A 25,573-nucleotide genomic window follows, 5' to 3' on the forward strand; every position below is an offset into this window, starting at 1 on the left:
CTCAAAATTATCGGGTGACTGCCATTGAGCGATAATTATAGAAGCAGCAGACTAATTTTTTTGCAGTACGCGATTCAGTGCCTGACTTAACTCTTCCAGATTATACGGCTTGGCAACTTTCCACTGAAAACCGTACTCCTCGTAATTGGCCATAATCTGATCCGTGGAATATCCGCTGGATACCAGCATATTCGCCTCCGGATCGATATCCAGTATCTCTTCAGCAGTCACCTTCCCGCCTTTGCCGCCTGGAATAGTTAAATCCAATATAACCACATCAAAGTGCTCATTAGTATCTATTGCGTTTTTGTACAAGTGGATGGCTTCATCTCCGTCGCTGGCGGTTGTAACGTCATACCCCAATCGGGTAAGCATCTCGGAGGCAATCTCCAATACCGTTTTGTCATCGTCCATCAACAGCACTTTTCCCTCACCCGTCAAAATCTTGGCTCTGGTTTTGGTTTCAATCTCCAGCTGTTTTTCTTTCCGGGCAGGCAGGTAAATCGTCATGGTCGTTCCCCGGCCTACCTCTGATTCTGCTTCTATTTTTCCGCCATGCTTCTGCACAATAGAGTAACAGGTCGCCAATCCCAGCCCATGCCCCATATCCTTGGTACTGAAATACGGATCGAAAATCTTTTCCAGATCCTCTTCCGGGATCCCGACACCGGAATCGGTGATGCTAATTTTGATATACGCTCCGGGAAACAGTGGTGCAGACAGCGAGGACTCCAACATAATATTTTCCGCACGGATACGAATCGTGCCACCCGATGGCATGGCCTGGTCGGCATTCAAAATGACATTGTTAATAACTTGATCAATCTGCCCCGGGTCCACTTCGGCTGCCCAGAGATCATCCGAAATTTTCAACTCATACCGGACATTCGAGCCGTGCAGGGCGAATTTCACCGACTCCCGAAGAATATCTGCAATAGAGGAGGTCTCTTTGACCGGTGCGCCGCCTTTTGAAAATGTTAACAACTGGTTCGTCAGACTGGATGCTCGCTTGGCAGCCCGCTCCGCATTCTGGAGCAATTCGTCCACTTTATTCTGATCGCCCGTATTCAGTTTAGCTAGAGAAATATTTCCCAGAATGCCCGCAAGAATGTTGTTAAAGTCGTGCGCAATACCACCGGCCAGCGTCCCCACCGATTCCAGTTTTCTGGACTTTAATAATTCCCGTTCCATCTGGCGCTTTTCCGTTTCATCCCGGAAGACGAGTACTGCTCCAATCACTTTACTGTTTTCATCACTGAGCGGCGAAATACTGTCCGCGATGAGGAGCTCCCCGCCCTGCCGGGTTTTCAGAATAGTTTGCGGAGGGAGAGAAACTGACTTTCGCTGGGTGATTACCTCTCTTAAAGAATAATCAAATGGTTCATGGGTGTTTTTATTGACCAGCGGGAAAACGTCATCAAGGTTTTTGCCTTTTGCCTCCTTCTCGCTCCATCCGGTGAGCTGTTCGGCCATCTTATTCATCAGTTGAATTTGACCTTCGGTATTGGTGGTGATCACACCGTCGCCTATAGAACGCAGGGTGACCGCCAGTTGTTGGCGTTCCCGTGCCAGCTCGGCTTCCGCCCGCTTCCGATCGATGGTCATCGCCACCTGCCTGGAGACGAAGGAGAGAATATTTTTCTCCCGTTCAAAATACCGGACTCCCGGATCGTAGCTTTGTACCGCCAGAACTCCGATAGTTTTTTGCCTGGCCTGGAGCGGAATCCCGAGCCAATCCACAGCATATTCCCCGTGAGCGACAATTTCGCCCTCTTCCACCATCCTGAGCATATCCTCGGTCGTTAAAAGAAGTGGCTCTCCCAACTCCATAACATATTCTGTAATGCCCCCTCCCGGTTTCCGGGAGAAGGCACCCTGGTATTCGGTTTTTTCGTCCACGAAATATGGGAATCTCAGCAGATTTTCTTCAGGATCGTATAGCGAAATATAAAAATTCTTTGCCGGCATCAGGTTTTGGATAATTTCATGAATCCGCTTGTACACCTCATCCAGCGTCTCCGTGGTGTGGACAATTTCCGAAATCTGGAATACTGCGGATTGCACCAATTCCCCGCGTTTCCGCTCGGTGATATCGAACGCCGTCCCCAGCTGGGCTGTTTTACCGTGGTATTCGATTTCGGTGGCTGTAAAATCGATCCATCGCTCCTGACCATCTTTGGTGGTAATCCGGAATTCCATCCTTCCCCCCGGTTGATTCTCCCTGGATTCCGAAGCCAATATCCTGGAGAGGTGCTCCTTGTATTCTTCGGCAACTAGGACCGACAATTGTATCCGGGACAACTCGGCAGAAGAATACCCGGTGAGCTCAGTCAATGCCTTATTTCCGTAAACAAACGAATCGTCTTGGAAAATCAATATGGCGGAAGAGGCAGTTTCGGTCAGCGCCCGGAATTTTTCCTCGCTCTCCCGAAGCGCCTGTTCGGCATTCTTCTGTTCGGTAATATCTTGTTGGGTTCCCCAAATTCGGGTGATGGATCCGTTCTTTTCAATCCCCACCAGACTGTTGTTGAATATATGCTCTTCGCCTTGCAGGTCTTTTTCGTGTGTGATTTCGTTGGTCAGTTTAAACCCGTTTTCGAAAAATTTTTTAATGTAGGCGAGATTGTCCGGATCTTCCGGCGGTAACAGATCACTCAACCTGGCTCCGATGAGATCATCTTTGTTCTCATACCCGTACATTCGTGCCATGGCATCGTTACATTCGGCCAGATGCGCTGAATTATAAGCCGTAGTCAGATGCTCTTCCACAGAGCTTTCTATTGGAATAGTATCCTCAATCTCAAACCGCCATATACCTTCATTGCTGTTCTCAATAAATGCCCGATACCGTTCTTCAGAGGCTTCAAGAGCTCGCTGCATTGAACGCGTTTCAGTGACCTCTTTGCCATAAATATAGACGTAACCAGACTCAGGTTGCGGGGCAAAGAGCAGGGAATATATTGACTCATCAGTCTCCACTATAGCTTCGATATTTTCTCCTGAGTCGCATGCCGATTCTGCTGTTTGAGCGATATCCGGGGGCAACATGTCATTCGCAGTGATTTCCCAATACTCCAGTAATGGCGCACTTGCGCTGTTTGTATACGTGATATTCCCGTCGCACTCTACCCGCATTACAGGGGTGGGGTTTTCCTCCGGATAGCGGGACAGCTCCCGGATTCTCTGCTCCGTTTCCTTTCGGTCGGTTACATCCCGGTAAATAGCAATTGTCCCAAGGGAACCACCCGCCTCATCGGTCAATCGCGTCACGTTGCCTTCCACGGTTTTCTTAATCCCATCCGGTGTTTTCCAGTTGAATTCCCCACGCCAGAGTCCTTGCTGTTTGAATGAGTCCCCGAGCTTTCCCCGGATTTCATCCACCAGGGCTTTGCCGAAAACCTCCTCTACCGTTTTGTCTATCGCATCACTGGCCGAGATCCCGTATACCTGTTCGGCGCCGGCGTTCCAGTGCGTAATAATTGTGTTCATATCCGTGGCAATAATCGCGTCTTCCACTTCATTCAACAGACTGGCCTGGTAGGTAATCCGTTCCTCGATTCGTTTTCGTTCTGTTATATCCCGGACAATTCCCAGCACGAACACATTATCGTCAACATCAATCCGGTTGAGACTGACATCGGCATCAAACGGAGTGCTGTCTGCACGCATATGTTTCCATTCGAATCGCTGTGGCGTGCCGTTGAGCGCCGCTTGTATTTTTGATTTCGATTTCTCCCTGGAAAGTTGTCCATCCGGCTGGTATTCCGGAGACACCTCCGCGGGCTGTAAATGCAGAAATTCCTCTCTGGAGTATCCAAACATCTCTTCCGCTTTCGGATTGCAGTCGATAAAATGACCATCACGCACTAAAAAGATGGCGTCGTAGGCATTGTGGAAAACAGCTTTGTAGGTTTGGGGGTCGAGATTACCGTTGAAATCAGTACCTGTTGTATCGGTCATATTTAATATTTCTTGGTTTTGAGTTGAGACACGAGATGCCCGGACTGGAACGTTTGCTATGCTTTTCGCTATTAATAATTAAAAGAGTATAGACCAGGGGCAAATCCCGGATGTCTTTATTATATAAATTTCCGACGCTTGTCAAGTGGTTCCTGACCCTGACATATACGGTATAATATCGACAGAAACCAATTTTCATTGAATTGAAAAATGTGACTTCTCTGCCGTGCTACTTTTTCGTAATTTTTTATTTGAACTTTAACTGAGCCAACTGTGCCGGCCGGGGTATCTTATCCCGGTGTCCAATCTAGCGCTTAATCCAATGTAAAGGGTAAAGTATGAAAGTGTTCAAATGGATCCTGATTGCTATAAGTGTGTTCATGACTTGCAGCCTGTTGTATTATCTGGTGCGCGTTCGTCCGCTTGAAACGGAGGATATGGACTCCCCCCGGGATTCCAATACGCCCTAGGGGTGATCGGAAGGCACTGATTTGATATCGGAAAGGTTCTCTTTGGGAGCAGCCACCGGATTGTAATGACTGTGCCGCTTATGATATTTTATCACGCCTTTTCTGAGTATCGGATAGCTTATGATCGCAGCAGGGATACCAATAACTGCCGAGCCCAGCAGTATCGGTAAACCGACCTCAAAAATCGATGTCCACCCCAGCGAAGCCATATCAAATGGCGGGAAGGAATGTCCCCCCAGCATCCATTGGCCAATCCGGTATTCCAGGGCAAAAACGCCCGGCCATAACCAGAGAATGGGCGTGTGCAGGTTTACGCCAATCGCAGCCGCCAGCCGATTGCACCCGAAAATCGTCGCTAGTGTAATCCCCAGGAGTGTCTGGAACCCCACAAAGGGTGTAAATCCAACGTAAATTCCCAGTGAAGCTCCAAGTGCAATTGCCCTCGGAGAGCTGTGGATCGTCACCAGGGTTTTCAGATATTTTTTTACAGTCCGCACGGGAGAAAAAATCCGCATAACTCAGTCCCGACTGACGTCTTTGAGGCGAGAGAGTTCCGTCTTCAATCCAAAAAACAGATCACAGAACATTCGATGAAATCGGGATGAATACGGGAAAATTGTGTTAATTATATTATTAAGAACACCGTGAATGACACCTGTACCAACACAGGATAACTCGGTACCGGAATCCGCCGAATTTAATCGCCATTCGATGGATCCCTCAAAATCGCCCTCACCAAATTCCCAGTGAATCTTCTTGACTGGTTGCGCTGACTTGACCTGCCCTGTAATCGAGAGCGGGGTTATCCGAAAACGGAAATCACCGGGCGATACGCCACCATTATATTCCGGATTATACTTCTCCGGGCACCAATCCGGAAAAAGCGACGGTTCACTCAGAATGGCATGCACTGCCTCCGGTGGGTAAATCAATCCTGTCTGTGATGAAAATTCTACGGTGGCCATAAAATTATATATTCTTTAACAAGCTCTTTACCACCTCGCGGTGGACCGTGCCATTTCTATTCTTTCGGAGAACTAAATTAAACATAACGAACCCCAAATATGCCAAAAATTATCAGGTTAATCACATGAGAGGTAACACAGAGTCTGCACATTGTGTTCAATTTTACCTGGAGCGACCAAAAGAGGAATAACGAAAACACAGCGACAAATCCGCTGCCGATGAGATACGCCATTGCCCAAAAGCCCGTAATTTGCTGCCAGTAAAAAATGGCCGTAACCAGCAGTGTCATATAATAAACAAATCCGTATATCGAGTTCGGCAGGAAAAACACCCTTCCATAGAAGGTATCAACGATCCGTTCACGTTCACCGTGCACGTTGCACACCGGCATACTCTCAATTAAATCTTCCCTCACGATCTGATAGGTCGCCAGACTGAAATAGAGTGCAATCAACGCCCCCACTATCGCCAACAAAATAATGGCCCCCTGCATAATTTCCATAGATGTTAATGTATATGTTCCAGGAGGAGATTTCAATTTGACAATGCAACGATAAGAATCGGGAATTAGGTTTAGGGGTATAAGGGAGAAGGGATACAACCTGTTTGTCGTTCGTTGTTTGTAGTATGTTGTTTCCCCTCCCAGTCCTCCCTAAAAATGTATAAAATCCGAGATAGCAGACTGGACGTAAGTAAACCGGTGATACCACGAACAACCAACCACGAACCACAAACGCGACTGGCTAAGGCGGGGACTTCCAACAGGTGGAGAGTTGTAAACTCAGAACTGGGGACACCGGCCGCATGACTCATGACGGCCTTAACAATAACACATTAGCACGGTAACACAATAATACGCTTTCGGTGTTACCTGAACACTCGCCCCGGAGGGGTCCCTTTGGGAAACACCAGAACACTGTAACACTGCTTTTGCCCCTTGGTAATTGCGCTCCGTGTTTATAGATTCCGGTGAATCGGAACTCGTTTGGCATAGGAGAATCATGGAATATTTTTGGATCGGACTCGGAGTACTCATTGTCGTTTGGTTTATCTGGCGGAAATGGCAGATGCGGAATCTGGATATCACCCCGGCGGAGCTGGACGATCACCTAAATAAAGTCCCCCGCCCTATGCTGCTGGACGTTCGAACCCAGTCTGAATACAACAGCGGACATCTCTCCAACGCCAAGAATGTCCCGGCTCAACAGCTCCGGCATAAATTGGATCAGCTGGAAAAAAATAAGCGGAAAGAAATCGTCGTCTACTGTCAGACCGGCTCCAGAAGTGGCTCCGTCGCCAGACTACTGAGCCGGCTCGATTTCAACGTAAAGCATCTCAAAGGCGGACTCGTGGCGTACAATCGCTATAAAAATTCCTGACTGCACCCGAAAACGTAACTTTCTCTCCTGTCGTCTCTCTAAACAGTGAATTTGATGAGTTGAATTTCAGACGAGACAGGAGCATCGATGAAAAGTGTTACTGCACAATATGTCAAAAATCGAACTTTCATAGCCAAGGGGAAATCGAATCACTGGGTCGCCTTCGATACCGGAGAACAGGCCGGTGGAGGTGATGCCGCCTCAGCCCCGATGGAAGCCGTACTTATGGCGCTGGCGACCTGCAGTGGACTGGATGTCATTGTCATCCTGGAAAAACGCCGGGTGCAGCTGGAGGACTTGCGTATCGAAGTCACAGGAGAACGAGCCGACACGCACCCCAAAGTCTTCACCAATATTCACACCAAATACATTTTCACCAGCCCCGATCTAAAAGAAAAAGACGCCGAAAAAGCAATTAACTTATCGCACGATAAGTATTGCAGTGTCTCCGCCATGCTGGAAAGTACCGCAGAGATCACCAGCGAATATGAGATTGTCCGACCGGATGAGGATTAGGAATAAGGGTATAGGGGTATAGGGAAAAAGGAGAAAGGAGAAAATGTTTGTGGTTCGTGGTTGGTTGTTCGTTGTACAGGGCGATTGAGACGCAGGCGAAATCTATTTTATCCGAATTGTAGAGACTTACAGTTAAATTGTCCGGAGTCCCGTGTTCATTCATCCAGGATTAGGAAGGTTTCAACGGTTTTTTGTGATTACGACGAACTACGAACAACCAACAACGAAAAAAAATGAAGATTAATTCGCCATGGAAAATAAGAGTCTAGTTGAGATAAATAAACGCACAACCTTAACACTTTAACACAATAACACCATAACACGCTTTTAGTAAAACCCTATCTTCTCGGCCTCTCATCGTAATCAATCAACCCACCGATGGCATCGCGGGTAATGCCGCGTAATTCTTCGACGCCGGATTCCTTGATGGATTCAACAGGGATCTGCTCTCCGTACCGGATATGAATCGTACCCGGTCTCCAGTGCGGATTTTTATACTGCTTGATTTCCCACATACCTGACATTCCCATTGGCACGATCGGCACCTCAGCAGACTTTGCCATGTGGAACGGCCCTTTCTTAAATTGTTGAAATCCTCCGTCCCGGGTTCGGTGTCCTTCCGGCAGGATGACGATGGAAATTCCCTTTTTCACCGCCTCGGCCGCGGTGTCCAAGCTTTTCATTGCTTCGGACAACTGTGTGCGTTGGATCGGTATATTCCCCAACCGCTGCACCATCCATCCCCAGAGCGGCCAGCTGAAGTGTTCCGCCGCCTCCACACCTCGCTTCACGCCGGGGATGTATCCCCCCAACACAAAGACATCGAAAATATTGATATGGTTTGCCATAAATATATACGTCTCATCGGGATCAAAATGCTCTTTTCCCTCTGTTGTGACGCGTATTCCCATGAGTGCCAAATAAATCCTGCACCCATGGATAATAAGCCCCTCGTATTTTCCGACAGGAAGGATTAGTGCGGCAACCAAAATCGTCAAAATTAACAGTACACCGCAGAATCCACCCCAGAGGTAGAGAGACACCGTGACGATCCAGCGGAACAGTTCTTTCATTCGCTCATCCTGTTGAACACTTCCAGCGCGCCCGGCTCAATACCGACCTCGATGGGTGTCCGGCCAAATATTTCCCCATCGGGAATTAAAACTTTCGGCTCCTCTGTCCACAGTTTTACGGATTTAATTTTGTGAATGTCAATCTCTTCCATCTCTGTATGCGTCCCCTTAAACACCTTCGGGAAGGCAGTAAGTAGCCGGCGCCGGTTCAATGCCTTGCACACCACCATGTCTATATACCCATCATCGATTTTTGCATCCGGTGCCATTAGCATATCGGCCGCAGTATACCGGGTGTTACAAAACTCCACGAACGTTCCCTGGAGATCAAATACGTCGCCATTCATCTCAAAATGCATATGGTGCGACTTCAGAAACAAGGTTTCCCAGAGAACCCCGAATGTATACGCAATTTCCCCGAATCGTTTCATTTTGACGGCGATTTTGCCGACATCCGCCACAAATCCTACCCCGATAACATTCAGGAAATAGTACGTCCGGTGATCCATCAGGAAAGTACCCACATCCACCCAACGCGTCTTCCCGCCTGCGATGGTCTCCACTGCCGAATTGATCTCCCGGACACCTGCCGTGTCCCATGCGCCGGCGTTTCCCGTGCCCAGCGGGATAATCCCCAAAGGCTTCCGATCACTTTCCGGATGCCGCATCAGCCCGTTAATCACATGATAGACCGTCCCGTCTCCTCCGGCTGCCACCACCGCATCATACTCCTCGAACTGGGACTGTTCGGCAATTTCGATGGCGTGTTCGTGGTATTCGGTCACCACCAGCTCCACCTCAATCCGGTGGCTCCGAAACACCCGCAGTACATGCTCGAGTTCCTTTCGGCCTTTTCCGCCACCAGCTGTCGGGTTAATGATCATTTTGACCATTTTAATTGATTTCTCATTCACGCATCACGCTCCAGTTTCCGGCGCAACCGGTTCAGACGGTGCTCCAACGCTGCCAGCTCGTCCTCCCGGTGCCCGGGCAGTTGCTCAATCACTGTATTCACATATTCCATTGCCGCTACAAAATTTTTTTCTTGATGCTCATAATATTTCGCCAACTCCACGTACGGTTCCAGTGCAAATGTCGGCATCACTTCAATTTGTTCTTCCCAGAGATAGATTGCACGCTCCCAGTTCTCACCCCTTTTATGGAGGGCTGCAATATTACCGAGAGCGGTAAATCGCCGGGATTTCGTGAGATCCTGTTCCAGTGCCTTTGTGTAGCATTCGATGGCATTTTCGTAATCGTGCCGGCGCTCATAGATCCTTGCGCGACTAAACATAGTCAAGCCGTTTTCGGTGGGAATAGATCGTATCTCCCGGAAATTTTGCTCTAACATTATCGTGACCGAAACTAATGAAACGATATCGTGTACGTTGTGCTCGAAAACGCCGGCGATTTCCGAGGGATCTCCGGTACGGATAAAATCAAAGTAGATTCCCGGTACTTCCTCGCCTGGCGTATCGTGAGCTCTGGCAAACTCAAGAATCTCCCGCTCCAGCGTCTGGAGCTTGCAGTTCTCCAGGGTCAGATCCCAGAGATTCCGGCTCGGATGGAGCAGGTCAAGGTGTGGCATATCGTCGAACGGACTCGCCTGTCCGTGCATGGCGTACCTGGTATTCAGGAGATTGATATCGAAACTCTTCCCGTTGAATGTCACCAGGAACGCGGATGCCTTCACATATTCGCGGAGCAGATCAAGCATCCCCTCCTCCGTGGCATAGCTATCCACGAACAGCTGATCCACGACAAATTCATTCTCATGGAAGTATCCCAGCCCGATCATGAATGCGTACGTGCCGGTGCCGCCGCTCAATCCTGATGCCTCCGTATCCAGGAACAGCCCCCCGGAATGTTCCGGAACTTCCGTATCTTTCAACTTCCCAAGTTCGAACAATCGCCTGATGTCGATATCGAAATATTCATCGATGCTGCAATTTCCATGGATATAATCCGCATCGTAAGTCGTCCGGGCCCGGTAGATATCACCGGCGGGGGTATTCATATACTCACCCGGAACCAACTCCTCCAGCCGCTTGTACGCCCGGCGGACGTTTTCCTCCGGGAAATACTTTTCGGCGGTGCCCCCCGATTCGCCGGAACGGTTGTACAACCGGTTTAGCTTCTCCTGAATCGACGACGTACCGTTCCCGCCGGACGGGTCACCCGATCCGTGTAACTGTTGTAATTGTCGTTTGATATCAGACATAAATTTGCTCCGGGAAAGGCGTAATGTAGGGTATCTGACAGGTGAAGACAAAAGTAAAATAGTTATAAAAAGATGCCATCTCCGGCAGAGATGGCATCTTTGTTAATCTCACTTATGAAAACTAAATAATTTCGCTTGTAGTGAGTGCCATGCAGGCTGCGCGAAAACAGATTATCAAGGAATTACAGGCGAGACATTGGCGAATTCGTCCGGTAGAGACGTTCCATGGAGGCTGTGTGAAAACAAAAAAACAAGGAGAAAATAAGTGCTAAACACTGGATTATTCTCTCTGTAGAGACGTTTCATGAAACGTCTCTACAGCTAACAATAACAATGGGTTAATACGGTTTTCATGACACAGAAAATTTCCCGGAACCATGAGAAAAAACCTCTTGAAATTGCATTCTCACACAGCCTGCATGGAACGTCTCTACATTCAATTATATCAATTGGTTATCGCTTGTTTTGCTGCGTAAAATTATCAGAAATCGTGAAGGAGAGATGCTCCTAAAAATTATATCGAGAGATCAGGTTCGTTGCGACCTCCCCCGCAATACCCCGCCCCCGCAATTGCTCCTTCAGCCGCTCGGTCATCATCCTGTAAAGCGGCTCCCGGAGGAGTTCCGAGATCATCTCACCGATCTTGCCGGAGCGGAATCCGTCGATATCAGTGACTTTTGCAATGCCCGCCTGTTCCGCCCGGACAGCGTTTTCCCGACTCTCAGCATTGCTTGAAACAATGATAGACGGCAGCCCTTCCCGAACCGCCTGGGCATATGCTAAATAATTTCCGCGGTGAATCATCAGATGAATTTCCGGAAGAAGAGAATCGAGATGTAATCGATCTTTTTTCACGAAATTCTCAGGCCAATTGATTGTCTGAAATTCCTTCTCTGATTCGATGATGACCGAAAGGTTTGTATCGCCCACTCCTTCAACCAATCGTTTTACCAAAACGTGATTGTCCGGGGTATCAACCTCGTTCAGCGGCACCAGCACCACCGGCGACTGCAAACCATTTATCCAATCCCAATCGCTACCATCTCCGTCCGGTCTCCAGCAGACCGGCCCGGCAAAATCCACCACATCTGGAAATGCCGGCTCTCCCGGCTCCATCGATTGAAACGCCAGCGCCAGGTACTCGTCGGCCCGCACCATTTGGGTCGTGAACGGATTTTCAATTTGGTCGAGCCCCTGCTTCTTACGTATCTGATTAAGCGGCTCAGAATACCTTGCGAGAAATCGCCGGTGGAAATACCGGATAATATTCGTTTTAATACCGGCCCCGGATATTCCACGCCCCGTATACGGCAAACTTCCCTCCGGCTCAAGCATTCCCGGGTTGTTCGCCAGCACAATCCATGGTGCACCGAAATTTTCTGCGGCAATGGCGGCGCCGTAATCCAGGCTCCCGGTAACAATAAGATCCGGTTCGGTCTCCCGGAATAGTGACAGATATTCCTCGACATATTGTTTCGTAATATTTATGAGCGAATCGTACAGATCCTCGAAACCGTCCGGAGAGTTGCGCACGGTAAAATCTTCAAAAACTCCTATCTCAGCGAAATCCAGCCCGGCCTGGCTGATAAGTTGTCTGAATTGCCTTCCGGTTGCCAATTGAACACGATGTCCACGATCCACGAACTCCTGCCCAAACGGAATTATCGGGAACAAGTGGTTCGGTTCCGGGATGTTGGTGAAGATTATTTTGGCCATTGTAACTTCTTTATGACTTGAAAATTTCTAATACGATTATTATGTACAACACTTCCTCCTGACGGTGACCGCTTCAAGCGTTGCTGACAGTTAAATTACGCAATACGAAATACGTAATACTATGGCCAAATCCGCCAGCGACCTCGCTTGGTTGAACTTCAACTGAACAAGTCGGCCAATGCCCGAATATGCTCCGGCGTCGAACCGCAGCAGGCACCAACTAATGCCAGGTTATCGATAGGCCAACGGGAAACGATTTTTGCGTATTCTTCGGGTGCGAGCGTCCCGGAAATCGTCCCGCCCTGCTCCGGATTCGAGAGTCCCAAATTGGCGTATCCACCCAATGGCATATCGACAGTTCCCGAATATTGACTGAGGATAGCGGCCGTAATCTCCGGACGGGTGCAGTTAATAAGCACTCCCAGTGAATTGAATTGTGCCGCCGATTCCATGGCATCCCTCACCGGTTCCCCGCTGAGGATGGTATCAACAGAATTTGCGGTGTAAGAGATAAAAGTTGGCGTGCCTAATTCTTCCCCAATCCGACCGCAAACCGCTGCCTCTCCGATACTGTTCATGGTTTCAAACAGCAGGCAGTCCACGCCAGCATCCACAAGCCACTCCGCCTGCTTACGATGCTCTGAATACAACGTTTCCCTCTCCGGCACCATATCGGGACGGTAGCAGTCCTCAATTGGAGCAATTGATCCGGCGACAAACCGATTCTCCTGATCGCCAATGGCATCTCTGGCACATTGGACAGCCCGACTATTCAAATCCTTGGCAATTTTCGGTGTACCCACCTGTTGATACACGTACTCCGTAGTGCGAAATGTCGCCGTCGTCAGGAGCTGCGCTCCCGCGTCCAGATACTCCCGGTGGATATTGGTTATGGCCTCTGGCTCTTCCTCCAATATCTTTGCCGACCAGACCGGTGCCGGGAGATCGTATCCGCGGGAATCCAGTAGCGTTCCCATGGCGCCATCCAGCAGGATTGGGCAGTTCGATTGGAGGTAATCAGTGAAGTTCATCGATTACATTATACCGAAAATGATGATTGGCAGCAAGCGACCGAATTCGACCAGTTTTACGCCGGAAGTGAATCCCTCCGGGATTCAAGATGAATAGCCCCGAGTGCAACTCGGGGTCAAAAATGCCAAACCCCTAACAATCCTGAAGGGATTGAAGTGATGTTTCAGAACAATATTCAACCCCTTTGGGGTTGTCGGAGCATATCCGTATTCCCTCACCACCGGTTTCACCGGTTGATATTCACCGCCTTCGGCGGATTTCCCATGGGGGCCCTTAGGAAGAAGCCCTGTGGGATGTGCTGCCCCAACCAATAGCATATTGAAGAAATCCAAATATTTCCTCTTGGACTAATACAACTCCATCCCTCCCCATCGGGATCCCGTTGGGACTGGGCTCCTGTCCTCTTCCGAAAAGGAAGGGAGAACGAAGATCTTTGGAATTGAAAAGACGTCTCTCCCTCTCTTCGAAGGGAGGGAGAACAAGAGGATAAGTTGTGTTTGAGAAATGATTTTTTAATTCGCTCTGGCAAATTCGAAATTCGATATTGGAAATTCTTTAGTTCAACATTCATCTTACAATCGTTTCCGTCACAAATTGCCCCACTAACCAGGCGGCTACAAGGCAAAGAACACCGCCAACAATAAACGGTGACTGAAAGCCGACATAGCCGGACATCACCCCGGCCAAGACCGGTCCGCCGGCGATACCGAGACCAAAGGACATAGTCACAATGCTCATTTGGGTGCCGGAACTCCCTTCGCTAGCCTTGTCCCCGGCGATGGCAAAGATCGGTGCCGAGATCCCGGACATCCCGATGCCCTGTGCCAACCGCACCATGACCAGCTGGCCGGTCGTCTGCACGAATCCCAGCATGAGAGTAGTGGGGGCTAGGACGATAAAACCTAGAATAATTACAATTTTCCGGCCCCAGATGTCCGCAGCCTTCCCCAGCGGAATCTGCAAAAAGACGCGGCTTATTGTTAACGCTGAGAAGGCCAATCCAAATCCAATTGCCGTTTGGGAGAGCCGGTGGTTGAATTCATTCTCCAGTGCCACCATCATAGAAATCGCAGCGGCCATAATAATTGAAGCGATGCCGAGGATGATAAATTCTTTGGAAATCGAATCCCGGAAGCTGGGAAGTTGCCGGGCTTGAGCAGCCTCGGTCTCCAGTTTCTCCGGTTCCCGCACCATCAGATAGACTATTCCCGCTCCTAGTATGGAGAGTAATCCAACCACATAAAATGCAGTCTTAAACCCGTAATGCACCTGGATTACACCACCCAACACCGGTCCGGTGGCGAAGCCGACCATCCGCATGGTCGTAAAAATGCCCATGGCGCCACCGCGTGAACTTTTCTCCGTATATTCGGACATCAGGGAAAGCGTCGCGGGAATGGTCAGCGCAAATCCGAGCCCCTGCGTCGCCCGGATGAGCACCAGATGCAGAAACTGCTCCGCTTCGACGAACACGAAAGTTGCCACGCCCATCAGCAGGAGCCCGGATACAATAAAAATCTTCCGGCGATCCAGCCGGTCGCTGGCCCGTCCGGCAAATGGCTGGCTGAATGAGCTCACTAAACCGAACGTGGCGATGAGGATTCCGACCAATGTTTCAACAGGGAAAGCCAGATGCTCAGATGGAATCTCGGCCACGTATAGCGGCAGGATAATAATCAGGATACTGTTGGCGAAGGCATCCACGAAGCGAGCGCCGGACAGCGCCATCACTTCACGGTTCATTCCCAGGGATTCGGTTATGGACGCCATTCGTCTCCTTGTATTTTCACAAATCGCTAATGTAATGGATTTGGATGAGGATTGCGACGGTAGGTTACAATTTTTATATACAGTTCACCCTACATTTCGCTTTGAAACATGTAGGGCTAGAAAAAATTTTGTTCCTCCGGCTATAGCAGGTTTCGATAAAATATACTGCCCTTTGTGATAAATAGTAGGCAGGATACTCTGAAATATTCAGAGAACTCATGTAGAGACGTGAATAAGAAATTATGTAAACAAATTGAAAGCCTCGCAATGAGATTGCGAGGCTTATTATCCTGACTTCATAACGGCAACTGAGGATCCTATAAGCCTTGGAATCTCATTCGAAGGCTTATCTTGCATCCCGGATCATTCTATTCCCCCGAAAACTCATACCGTTCCAGCGGAATCACATCCTGCTTTTCGATGAGCCTGTGATACAGATTCACCACGGTTGCCGTATCGAACTCGCAATACTGACGGATAGCATCCAATTTGCCCTCTTTGAAATACTGGTAAACCATGGAACCGTCGAGTTCATCCTTGGGATTAGGCATCTCCACGATGTTGGCCAGCACATTCAGTGACTTCATTTTGGTGTAATCCCAGTTTGCCCAAACCTGCATCAGATCGAAGTGTGGCGAGGTACGATAGCGGGCTAGTGAATTTAATCGCCCGTCGGCTTCTTCAATTTGATTATATGCATAGCGCTGCAACAGGAACGGAATATCAAAACTCAGTCCGTTATAGTGCAGGTAATCGCCCCGGAAATTTCCTATCACCTCGTTGAATCCGTCTAAAACGGACCTTTCTTCCTTATCAATCACCGATTTGAGGCGGATCGTATCCGTTTCCTCGTCATACAATCCCATGGAAATGCAGATCACCTGCCCCAGGTCGCCATCCAGACTCGCAAGTTTATTGTAATCCCAAACGTCCTCCTCTTCTTTGGAGGCGTTGATCTTCAGCAATTTTTTATCGACCCATTCTTTTACCGTCGGCGACAAATCCCCATATTCCCGCTGCGGTACAGTTTCGATGTCTATTCCCATGATGGTTTTGGGCATGGTTTGCTCCGGTTTTAAAAGAGTTTAAATTTCTATAAATACAGGCGGCCCAGCACACACAACACTCTCGCCGTTCAAAAAACCAAAGATGCCAACCCGTCCGGACGGGATGGCATCTTTTGGGCGTTTAATTTTCGCTCCATACTTTCAGGCAGCAATTTCGTTAATCTGTCCGGCCAGTTCAAAGTCGTTTTCTGTCAGTCCGCCTTCGCTATGGGTAGTCAGAGACAGGGTCACCGTATTATAACTGATTTCGATATCCGGGTGGTGGTTCATGGTCTCCGCGGGATTCACCAGGTTGTTGACGAATTCCATTGATCCGATAAAATCATCGAATTCGAAGGTTCGTGTGATTTTCTTTCCGTCCTGTTCCCATCCGTTCAGTCCGCCTAACTTTTCCTCAATGGCATCATCGTTCAGGAGTTCTGGCATAATTCTCCTCCTTTCGTCGGTTCATTATTTCCATCATTTATTATTTTACTTTACATAACTGTCGAACCAATCACAAATGGCCTCCAGGCGGACGACCCGCCGATCCGGCCGGCCGCTCCGCGAGAGCTCATGCGACTCCTCCGGAAACCGGAGAAACTCCACGGTTTTGTTCTGCATCTTCAGCGCGGTGAACAGCTGTTCCGCCTGCTCCACAGGACAGCGCAGGTCTTGTTCCCCATGGATGATCAACAGCGGTGTTTCGATTTTATTCACATAAGTCAACGGCGACATCCTACGATAACCCTCCGGGTTCTCCCAGATGTATCCGCCAAATTCCATCTTGTCAGCGAAGCCGAAATCAGAGGTCCCGGCCATACTTTCAAGATTGACCACGCTACGTTGCGTTACCGCTGCTTTGAAGTGATCCGTATGGCCGATGATCCAGTTAGTCATATAGCCACCGTAACTCCCGCCGGTCACGCCCGCCTGCTTCGGATCGATGAAATCGAACTCGGCAAAATACTCGGCAACGGTCATACAGTCCACGTAATCTTTGGAGCCCCAGTCGTTGGTGATGGAGCGGGCAAACTCTTCGCTGTAGCCCTGGCTTCCACTGGGATTGCAGTAATACACCGTATATCCTCTGGATGCCAGCAGCTGGAATTCGAAGAAGAACGCGTCGCCATACATGCAGCGCGGCCCGCCATGGATTTCCATCACGTTTGGATATTGTTTGTCTTCTTCAAAACCAACAGGCTTCATAATCCAGCTCTGGATTTTCCCGTTTGGGCCATCAACCCAGTATTCTTCCGGCTTTACTACTTCCCTGTCGTCCAGCAATGCATCATTATGAGCAGTGAGACGACTCCACGTATCCGTCTGCAAATCACGGATATGCACTTCAGCCGGCTTGACCGCATTCGCCCGTATACACGCCATCACATTCTGATCATCGTCAAACGTCACCGAGGTCAGATCGCCGCTCTGCAGCACATCCGCCTCAAAACTCCCCGTTGCTACCGAATACCGGTAAAGGTGGATGCTTCCCTCATTACTAACCGGCACATACACATACTGGCTGTCACTGGACCAGATGGGAGCAGCCTGGACCGGCGGCCCGCCCATATCGTGAATCAAATTATTGCCGATGGTGCGCCCGAAATCCGGGTTCACGTTTGTGGGAGGCGCGCTGCCGTCGGTCGGCACCAGCCACAGATGTTGATGGGCTGCGCCCCACGCTTCATCGGGGTCAGTATGCCCCACGTAGGCTACTGTTTTACCGTCCGAAGATACCTTGGGCAGGGATGCCGGGCCTTCATCCTGTCTTGGGATCTCCCGGGCGGTTTCTTCGTCCAGTCGCTGGATGTAGATCCGATCACCATTGAGGTCGAAATCCTCCGATTCCGTCGGATTAGCTCCAAAGACTATCGCATCGGAATCCGGCATCCACGACAGCGAACCATGGTTGTAATCGGTATCCGTTAGTTGCGTCGCGTTGCCCGTATTGGTATCGACAATATAAATCTGTCCGTACTCGTTATCGATGAATCCCTTGCCCTGGATTTTGCACCACTTTTTGGTGATACGACGGACGACGCGCTCCTCCGGTTTGCCATCGTCATCCGTCGGCGCCGTGGATTTAGCATAGACAATGGCAATTTTTTCGCCGTCCGGCGCCCAGGCAAACTCCTTAATTTCTCCCCGGTCGAGATCGGTTAACTGCTTTGCCTCGCCTCCATCCCGTGGCAAAATGAAAATCTGTGAAACGTCCTCGTTCCTATCCGAGATAAATGCGATTTTCGAGTCATCCGGCGCCCATTCCGGCATGAAATTTTTCGTCTTGCCAAAAGTCATCTGCCTGGGCTCCGATTCGCCATCGGTTTTCACCATCCAGAGGTGACTGAAATACTTTTTATGCTCTTCCCTCTCAATTGTTTTGTCCACATATACGATCTCATCCCCGGCATGGGAAATCGCCGGAGATCCAACAAAATGGATTTTATACAAATCTTCAGCTGTAAACGGTACTTTGCTCATCTCGTTATCCTTTCGAACCAACTCTTTCTATTCCAGTACAAATTCGGAAACATAGCCAAAATGATCTGACAGATGGATGCCTCCCTGAGCTTCATCGCCGAACAATGCAACGCGCTCGACGCTCATGTCGCCCTCCTCTGTCCTAAACCAGATGTAGTCGATACGCCTGGCCGTCATATCCGCGTACCACCGCAGCCGATCGGCGATTGGAGCGTCATAGTCCGGACGATGATAATGTTGTTTGATATTCGTGTTTTCCAGCGGATTCCACGTATACATGGGACCGGAACCTGCCTGCTCGTGGGTATCAACAAACCCCAGTGATGTCAATTCGTCGGCCTCCCCGGATTCCGGTCTCATGTTGAAATCACCGGCAAAGATAACCGGGTGGCCGGATTTCGAATGATTACGAATGAACCGAACCGCCTTACCGATCTCCAGCATCCGGCGATCCTGGTGTGCCTGAAATTGGTCCCGCAGCAAGGTGAATTTTTCCGATGTAATCTTCTGACTTTTCCACAAAGCCCGGATTTTATCCCTCAGCGCTCCGGCATAATCCGGTCCAGCGTGGAGATGCGTGTTGTACACATCAACGGTATCTCCATCTCTGGATATTCGCAGCCCCATAATCTGATTAATCTCCTCGAGATGAAGGGTAATCCAGTTGGTGGAGATTCCGCCGCCGGAGAGTTTTTTGCGTCCCAGAGATTCCACGGCGAATTCCTTTTTCACCAGGATTGCGTCCCCCTCCCGGAAATTCACCGGAATGCCAACCGGGCCCAGGTGAATTCCACCCATCCCGACGAAACCGTATGCCTGATAATCGAGTTCCCGCGCCAGCCGCCTGGCATACTCCGGCACCGGATTCACCTCCTGAAGACAAATGACATCCGGAGCGAGATCCTTTAACTCCCTGACCAAAATCTCGTACCGCTGATTCCGCTGGGATTCGCTCTCATACTCACCCATCTCCCAGACGCCCTCGTAATCCAGGCCGGACCAGACGTTTAAGGTTAAGACAGTTAACGACTGTTGAGCGAGGATTACGGTCGGGAGAAGAACGAGCAGAACCAGGAGCGTTTTATGGGTTTTCATAGTATAGTGTGTTCAAGTGTTCAGGTGTTTCCCAAAGGGATCCCTCCGGGACGAGTGTTCGAGTAACACAAAAATGTGTTATTGTGTTACCGTGTTAATGTATTATTGTTAAAAACTGTCATAGCCTTGTGTGAAGAGTGATCGTGTTGGTAGTCCCCACTTTAGCGAGTTTTGTTCGTAGTTCGTAGTTCGTCGTTAGTTGTTTGTTTTTCGATATTCAGTGTTTTCGTGTTTTTCAGTGTTTAATCTTCTTTGCGTCTTCGCGTCTTTGCGGTTGATCTGTTTTTTTTATCCGTGTTCATCCGTTGTTTCCGCGCCAATCTGCGTGCTATTCAACACCCGGCTTTCCCAGCAACCGAAACATATTCGTCTTGTACGCCTCCACACCGGGCTGGTTAAGGGGGTTTACGCCCATCCGATATCCGGTAATTGCCACCGCCATTTCAAAGAAATAAATCAGCGCTCCCACGGATTGTTCGGACAAACTATCCACCGACACGATCAGATTCGGCACACCGCCGTCCGTATGCGCCTGTGCCGTTCCCTGATATGCTTTCTCGTTGATCTCGTCAAAACTCTTGCCGGCGAGATAGTTCAGGTTATCGGCGTTCTCGTCCGACTCTTCGATTGTAATAGCATTATCCGAGTTTGCCACCGTCAGGAACGTTTCCATAATATTTCGCGGACCATCTTGAATCCACTGTCCCAGGCTGTGCAGATCTGTGCTGAACACAGCAGAAGCCGGGAAGAGTCCTTCCCGGTCTTTTCCTTCGCTCTCGCCGGCCAGCTGCTTCCACCATTCGGTAAAGTACTGTAATCGCGGCTCAAACGTGGAAAGAATTTCGATCGCTTTGTCCTGCTCGTAAAGTGCCGCCCGAACAGCTGCATACCTAAGTGATGGGTTATCCATGGAATCGACCGTGGCATTTTTTCTCATGGCATCCGCGCCAGTCAAGAGTTGCTCTATATCAATGCCGGCTGTAGCAATGGGAAACAGCCCCACCGGTGTCAGGACGGAATAGCGGCCGCCCACATCATCAGGAATAACAAATGTCTGGTAGCCTTTTTGGTCGGATAATTCTCTGAGAGCACCTTTCGAACTGTCGGTCGTTGCCACAATTCGGGATGCTGATCCCTGCTCCCCGTAGCGCGATTCGTGCCACTTGCGCAGCACACGAAACGCAATCCCCGGCTCGGTGGTGGTGCCGGACTTGGAGATGGGATTCAGATAGACTTCCTGCCGCTCTTCGATGACATCCAGAATGTGCTGCAGGTGATCCGCGCTGATATTTTGTCCGGCATACAGAATTCGATCGGTATGCGGCCGGAGTGCTTCGATCACCGACTTATGACCCAGATACGATCCGCCGATGCCGATGCAGACCAGTGTGGCATCTTTGTTCTGAATCTTCCCGGCGATTTCCCGAATTCTTTCAAGAGTTCCGGGATCCTGCTGAGGCAAATCCAGCCATCCCAAAAAGTCATTCCCCGCACCGGATTTGTTCAACACGGTATTAAATGCCGGACGAGTTTTCTCAGTAAATTCTTCGAGTTCGTTTTCAGGAATAAAAGGATAAATATTCGAGAAATCGAGTGTCAACGTCATTTGGTCACAACCTCCGTCGTCGGATTAGATACTTACTTGAGCAAATAAATTAACACTTCCGGGTGGTTATTCCAATTGGGAGAGCCGTACAAACTCGATCTTGTTGGTAGTCACCGCTTCAGCGGTATTTTTGCAACAACCTTTTTAAAAAACAACGACACCCTCTAAAGAGGGGACTACCAACAACAAACTCACTTCGATCCGGTTGGTAGTAACCGCGTTAGCGGTTCTTCCTTTCTTAGATATCCCTCAAAAATGAACAAAACTCTCTGAAGAGAGAACTACCAGCAACTCTCTTGCTCCGATCCGGTTGGTAGTAACCGCTTTAGCGGTTCTTTTTTTAAGCATCATTTCGGAGAAAACGGCTACCCTTTGAAGAGGCACTACCAACTGGTCTGTCATTCTCAATCATGACTATACAAATAGTTTCAATATTTATCCCACTTCATCCCGTAATTACGCACCGGATAATCAATCCAACAACTCTGAAGCCACTCTCTCCCATATTTTCCCAGATACCAATGCACACTACTATTTGACCATAAATATGGAGATTCAACGTGACCATGCTTCACTGGATTAAAATGAATATAATTCAAAGTCGTATAAAAATGCTTTTTAGATCGAATCACCCGAACAGAGTATTTATACCAGACTTTGCGTTTTCTTGTTAATCCGTCCTCCCTGTTCCATTTATAGGATGTTGTCCCGTGAATTCGCCCAATTTTTGACCCAAAATTTGTAGAATCGATAATTTTCGCAAGTAAATGGTAGTGGTTTGATAAAACTACCCATCCGTATAATTTATAATCTGAATTGTCGTAATGGTCTGTCCATAATTGGAATAATTCGCTTCTTCTCTCCCTGCGCAATAAATGGTCGTGTTCGTAACATGCTGCAGTGATTAAATAGTACTTCTGATCCTCCCAATCAGGATGCGGGGGGAGAATGTGGTGGATAACCTTTTGCTTTACGAGCTTCTACAATCGCCCTTCGCTCCTCCGGAGATAAATCTCTGTATTCGTACATAGAACCTAGTTGATTCCTTCAATACGATAAATGTAAATAATCTCCTTAAACAAAACTCCGATCTTGCTGGTAGTCACCGCTTCAGCGGTTTTTTTAAACTACATCAAATAGAAAACCCGACACCCTCTGAAGAGGGGACTACCAACAACTCTGTCACCTTCTTACCGCCCCGTACTCCCAAACCCACCCGCGCCCCGGGTAGTATCAGAAAGTTCATCAACTAATTCGTAGTGAATTGGCGAGCCGTCCATGGCGACCAGCTGAAACAGCCGCTGTCCGGCCTCTACCGTGTATTGTTCGTCCTTGATGTTATCGCAGTATGCCATGAGTTCGCCGCGGTAGCCGGCGTCGATGAGTCCGATGGCGTTGCTCATCCGGAGCGGGGTCTTGGAGATGCTCGACCGGGACATGAGCCAGTACGGGCGATATTCCTCGTTCTCGCAGGCGATGCCAAGTTGAATCGGTTTGGTTTCGCCCGGTTCGAAGACTATCCGCTCAGGACAGTAGAGGTCCAGCCCCGCATCGCCGTCGTGAAAGTGCCCGTGATCTTCGTAGTATTCGCGAACTGAATCGTTGAGTGGTTTGATTTTAAGGTGCATGGAGTTGATTCCAATTTTTACGGGGGCTGAAGCCCCTAATTGTTGGGGTCTCATTTATCCCCGGCTTACCCCACAGGGATCCCGCTGGGAAAAGCCGGGGCTATTCATTCTGAGTAATTTTTTTGTTAATCTTTTCTGCCGTTTAATCTGCGGTTATCCGTTGTTTCAGCGTCATCTGCGTGCTATTTTTTTTCGATTATCCGCTCCAAAATCCCGATGGCCACTTCCTTGCTCCGCACACCTACTTCCTTGGTCGGGCCGACGCAGCTGGGACAGCCCTCTTCGCACTGGCAATCTCTGATAACGTCCAGCGCCCGCTGCAGGAGAATATCGTGCTCGTCGAACAGTTCGGGGCTGAATCCGACGCCACCGGGGTAGTTGTCATACAGAAAGATGGTCGGCTGAAACTGCTGCAACTCGCTAGCGCTCATTTCAGTCTCGCCCTCGGCGCCGTTGGGCGAGGAGTAGACGCCTCGCTCAAATCCAGTGCTTCGAACGTACCACTCGGCGGATTTGTCCCCAATGGCGCGATCAATATCAGTAATTTCGCACATCAGACTCAGGGATGCCACGTAGTGCAGTACATAGGACATCCCCAGGATGCCATCGATGAGGTCGGCGCGCTGGTAGGGCAATTGTTCCAATAATCGCTCAGGAATGGTAAACCAGTACGCCGTCGTGTGCATCTCCTGATCCGGGAGTTCGATCTTGCCGTAGCCCACGTTCTCCGAAGTATAGAATTTAATCTTCTTATATCCCACGGATTTGGTTACCACATGGACTTCCCCGTGCTCTACCTGGATCTCGCCGGAAAACTTGTCCTCGAATTCGTCCAGGATGCGCACATTGGTATAGTCGATAGCATCGGTAAAGTAGTCCGAGTCGGTCTCCCGGACATACGCCTTCCGGTTTTCCCAGTCCAGTTCTTCCACTACAAACTGGTTCCCTTCGGCAAGATAGATGGCCTCGGGATAAATGGTCTGCGGTGCGCTGGTATAATCCACCTCCGCCAGGATTCGGTTATCGTCGTCCCGGTTCACCACGACGAAGTTCTCTTCGGCAATGCTTCGCAGACTGACGTTCTGCGCCGGATACGAATCCTCCGTCCAGTGCCACTGATTGCCCATCTTCCGCACTACACCGTTCTCCTGCAAAAATTCGAGCATGGCCTTCACGTCATCATAATCGATAGCACCGAAGGTTTCGCCCTCTTTGAACGGCAGTTCGAACGCCGCACACTTCATGTGGCCCAGCAGAATGGTAATGTTGTTGGGATTGATAAGCGCGTTCTCCGGCGATTTCTCGAAAAAGTACTCCGGATGGGTCACGATATACTGATCCAGCGGATTACTCCGGGCCACCAGGAAGGTCACCGAGTCCTTGCCCCGGCGGCCGGCGCGTCCCGCCTGCTGCCAGGTGCTGGCAATGGTGCCGGGATAGCCGGCGATGACGCAGACATCCAAACTTCCGATATCGATACCGAGCTCCAGCGCGTTGGTGCTGACCACGCCGGTGATCTCGCCCTCGCGAATGCCTTTTTCGATCTCCCGGCGTAAATTTGGAAGATAGCCGCCACGATACCCCGCGATTTTCTCCGGTTCGCCGAGTTTCCGGCCGAACTTGTCCTTAAAATACTTGGTGAGCACCTCCACGTTCAGGCGACTCAGGGCAAAAATGATTGTTTGAATGTCGTTCTCCAGATACGGCCGCGCCAGGTTCCGCGCCTGCTTGATGTAGCTTGCCCGGATACCCAGTTCCTTATTCACCACCGGCGGATTGTAAAAGTAGAACGTCCGGTTGGAGTGGGGTGCACCATTGTTATCGATGAGATGAAAGTCCTCCTCGACCATCCGCTCAGCCAGCGACTGCGGATTGGCGATGGTTGCGGAACAGCAGATGAACTTCGGATCGGCGCCGTAGTGATTGCAGATCCGCTTCAGCCGCCGTATCACGTTCGCCAGATGGCTCCCGAACACACCGCGATAGTAGTGCAGTTCATCGATGACAATGTATTCCAGATTCTGGAACAGTTTAATCCACTTAGTGTGATGAGGCAGGATGCCCGTATGGAGCATATCCGGGTTAGTGATGACTACGTGTCCCTGGGAACGGATGGCCTTCCGGGCGGATTGCGGCGTGTCGCCGTCGTACGTGAAGGTCTTGATTTCCAGATCCGGATTGTCCGGCTCCTCGTCCTCCAGCGCGGTGATCATCTCGTTGAGTTCGTGCATCTGATCCTGGGAGAGCGCTTTGGTAGGAAACAGATAGAGCGCACGTGCGGACGGGTTCTCCAACATGGTCTGCATCACCGGGAGGTTGTAACAGAGCGTCTTCCCGGATGCGGTGGGCGTGACGACGACGATGTTTTCATCATTTGCCAGAGCGTCGTACGATTCCCGCTGATGGCTATAGAGTTCGTCAATGCCGCGGCGTTTCAGCACAGAGACCAGCCGGCTATCCACATCGCTGGGAAAACCGGCGTATTGAGCCTTCTTGCGGGGATAATCCTTCTTGGCAGTCACGTTATACCGGAACGGCTTGCTGCCTTCGAACCGGTTTAATATTTCCGGGATGGTGAGGGTCTGTTCCATAGAATTTTACCGGGTGAAAT

At 49.7% G+C, this 25,573-nt stretch carries 19 protein-coding genes and 1 pseudogene; 2 read left to right on the plus strand and 18 right to left on the minus strand.

Features of this window, described 5'->3' with window-relative positions:
* Positions 1–51 precede the first annotated feature (51 nt).
* The 4 genes from K9N57_08820 to K9N57_08835 form a co-directional block, all read right to left on the minus strand.
* On the minus strand, positions 52–3,960 hold the full coding sequence (locus tag K9N57_08820) for a PAS domain S-box protein (protein ID MCF7804279.1): 3,909 nt from the start codon (positions 3,958–3,960) through the stop codon (positions 52–54).
* Between the two features lie 466 nt (positions 3,961–4,426).
* The gene (locus tag K9N57_08825; GenBank protein MCF7804280.1) at positions 4,427–4,945 is read right to left on the minus strand and encodes a DUF2062 domain-containing protein; all 519 of its coding nucleotides are present in this window, start codon (positions 4,943–4,945) and stop codon (positions 4,427–4,429) included.
* A gap of 3 nt (positions 4,946–4,948) precedes the next feature.
* Entirely contained in the window at positions 4,949–5,395 is a 447-nt protein-coding gene (locus tag K9N57_08830; GenBank protein MCF7804281.1) for a hypothetical protein, read from the minus strand.
* A 77-nt stretch (positions 5,396–5,472) separates the two neighbouring features.
* The gene (locus K9N57_08835; protein ID MCF7804282.1) at positions 5,473–5,889 is read right to left on the minus strand and encodes a vitamin K epoxide reductase family protein; all 417 of its coding nucleotides are present in this window, start codon (positions 5,887–5,889) and stop codon (positions 5,473–5,475) included.
* 508 nt (positions 5,890–6,397) lie between these two features.
* Between K9N57_08835 and K9N57_08840 the strand changes: the two genes are divergently transcribed.
* Positions 6,398–6,775 carry a rhodanese-like domain-containing protein gene (locus K9N57_08840; GenBank protein ID MCF7804283.1) on the plus strand — a complete coding sequence of 126 codons (378 nt, stop codon included), beginning with the start codon at positions 6,398–6,400 and terminating at the stop codon, positions 6,773–6,775.
* A gap of 87 nt (positions 6,776–6,862) precedes the next feature.
* A complete protein-coding gene (locus tag K9N57_08845) occupies positions 6,863–7,291 on the plus strand; it encodes an OsmC family protein (protein ID MCF7804284.1) in 429 nt (142 codons plus the stop codon).
* A gap of 338 nt (positions 7,292–7,629) precedes the next feature.
* Here K9N57_08845 and K9N57_08850 read toward each other — a convergent pair whose 3' ends face one another.
* The 14 genes and pseudogenes from K9N57_08850 to K9N57_08915 form a co-directional block, all read right to left on the minus strand.
* Positions 7,630–8,364: a 1-acyl-sn-glycerol-3-phosphate acyltransferase gene (locus K9N57_08850; protein ID MCF7804285.1), complete on the minus strand. Its 735-nt coding sequence runs from the start codon at positions 8,362–8,364 to the stop codon at positions 7,630–7,632.
* Positions 8,361–9,278, minus strand: a complete 918-nt coding sequence (locus K9N57_08855) for a diacylglycerol kinase family lipid kinase (protein ID MCF7804286.1) — start codon at positions 9,276–9,278, stop codon at positions 8,361–8,363. The genes K9N57_08850 and K9N57_08855 overlap by 4 nt, the downstream gene beginning before the upstream one ends.
* On the minus strand, positions 9,275–10,585 hold the full coding sequence (locus K9N57_08860; GenBank protein MCF7804287.1) for a ribonuclease H-like domain-containing protein: 1,311 nt from the start codon (positions 10,583–10,585) through the stop codon (positions 9,275–9,277). Before K9N57_08860 ends, K9N57_08855 begins: the two co-directional genes overlap by 4 nt.
* Positions 10,586–11,092: 507 nt before the next feature.
* Positions 11,093–12,301: a glycosyltransferase gene (locus tag K9N57_08865; GenBank protein MCF7804288.1), complete on the minus strand. Its 1,209-nt coding sequence runs from the start codon at positions 12,299–12,301 to the stop codon at positions 11,093–11,095.
* 158 nt (positions 12,302–12,459) lie between these two features.
* Complete coding sequence (locus tag K9N57_08870) at positions 12,460–13,332, minus strand: homocysteine S-methyltransferase family protein (protein MCF7804289.1); 873 nt, start codon at positions 13,330–13,332, stop codon at positions 12,460–12,462.
* A 568-nt stretch (positions 13,333–13,900) separates the two neighbouring features.
* A complete protein-coding gene (locus tag K9N57_08875; GenBank protein ID MCF7804290.1) occupies positions 13,901–15,103 on the minus strand; it encodes an MFS transporter in 1,203 nt (400 codons plus the stop codon).
* Between the two features lie 368 nt (positions 15,104–15,471).
* Positions 15,472–16,164, minus strand: coding sequence for a ribonuclease H-like domain-containing protein (locus K9N57_08880; GenBank protein MCF7804291.1), 693 nt, complete (start codon positions 16,162–16,164; stop codon positions 15,472–15,474).
* A gap of 147 nt (positions 16,165–16,311) precedes the next feature.
* On the minus strand, positions 16,312–16,596 hold the full coding sequence (locus K9N57_08885; GenBank protein MCF7804292.1) for a 4a-hydroxytetrahydrobiopterin dehydratase: 285 nt from the start codon (positions 16,594–16,596) through the stop codon (positions 16,312–16,314).
* A gap of 45 nt (positions 16,597–16,641) precedes the next feature.
* Positions 16,642–18,633, minus strand: coding sequence for a S9 family peptidase (locus K9N57_08890; protein MCF7804293.1), 1,992 nt, complete (start codon positions 18,631–18,633; stop codon positions 16,642–16,644).
* Between the two features lie 27 nt (positions 18,634–18,660).
* Entirely contained in the window at positions 18,661–19,728 is a 1,068-nt protein-coding gene (locus K9N57_08895) for an endonuclease/exonuclease/phosphatase family protein (protein ID MCF7804294.1), read from the minus strand.
* 328 nt (positions 19,729–20,056) lie between these two features.
* Positions 20,057–21,334 (minus strand): glucose-6-phosphate isomerase, encoded by a 1,278-nt coding sequence (locus K9N57_08900; protein MCF7804295.1) that lies wholly within the window; start codon positions 21,332–21,334, stop codon positions 20,057–20,059.
* Positions 21,335–21,762: 428 nt separating this feature from the next.
* A pseudogene (locus K9N57_08905) lies at positions 21,763–22,363 on the minus strand (transposase).
* A 161-nt stretch (positions 22,364–22,524) separates the two neighbouring features.
* Complete coding sequence (locus K9N57_08910; protein ID MCF7804296.1) at positions 22,525–22,962, minus strand: dUTP diphosphatase; 438 nt, start codon at positions 22,960–22,962, stop codon at positions 22,525–22,527.
* A gap of 182 nt (positions 22,963–23,144) precedes the next feature.
* Entirely contained in the window at positions 23,145–25,553 is a 2,409-nt protein-coding gene (locus K9N57_08915) for a DEAD/DEAH box helicase (protein MCF7804297.1), read from the minus strand.
* Positions 25,554–25,573: the final 20 nt, after the last annotated feature.

It is taken from the genome of Candidatus Neomarinimicrobiota bacterium (assembly GCA_021734025.1).
Classification (GTDB): Bacteria; Fidelibacterota; JAANXI01; order JAANXI01; family JAANXI01; genus JAANXI01.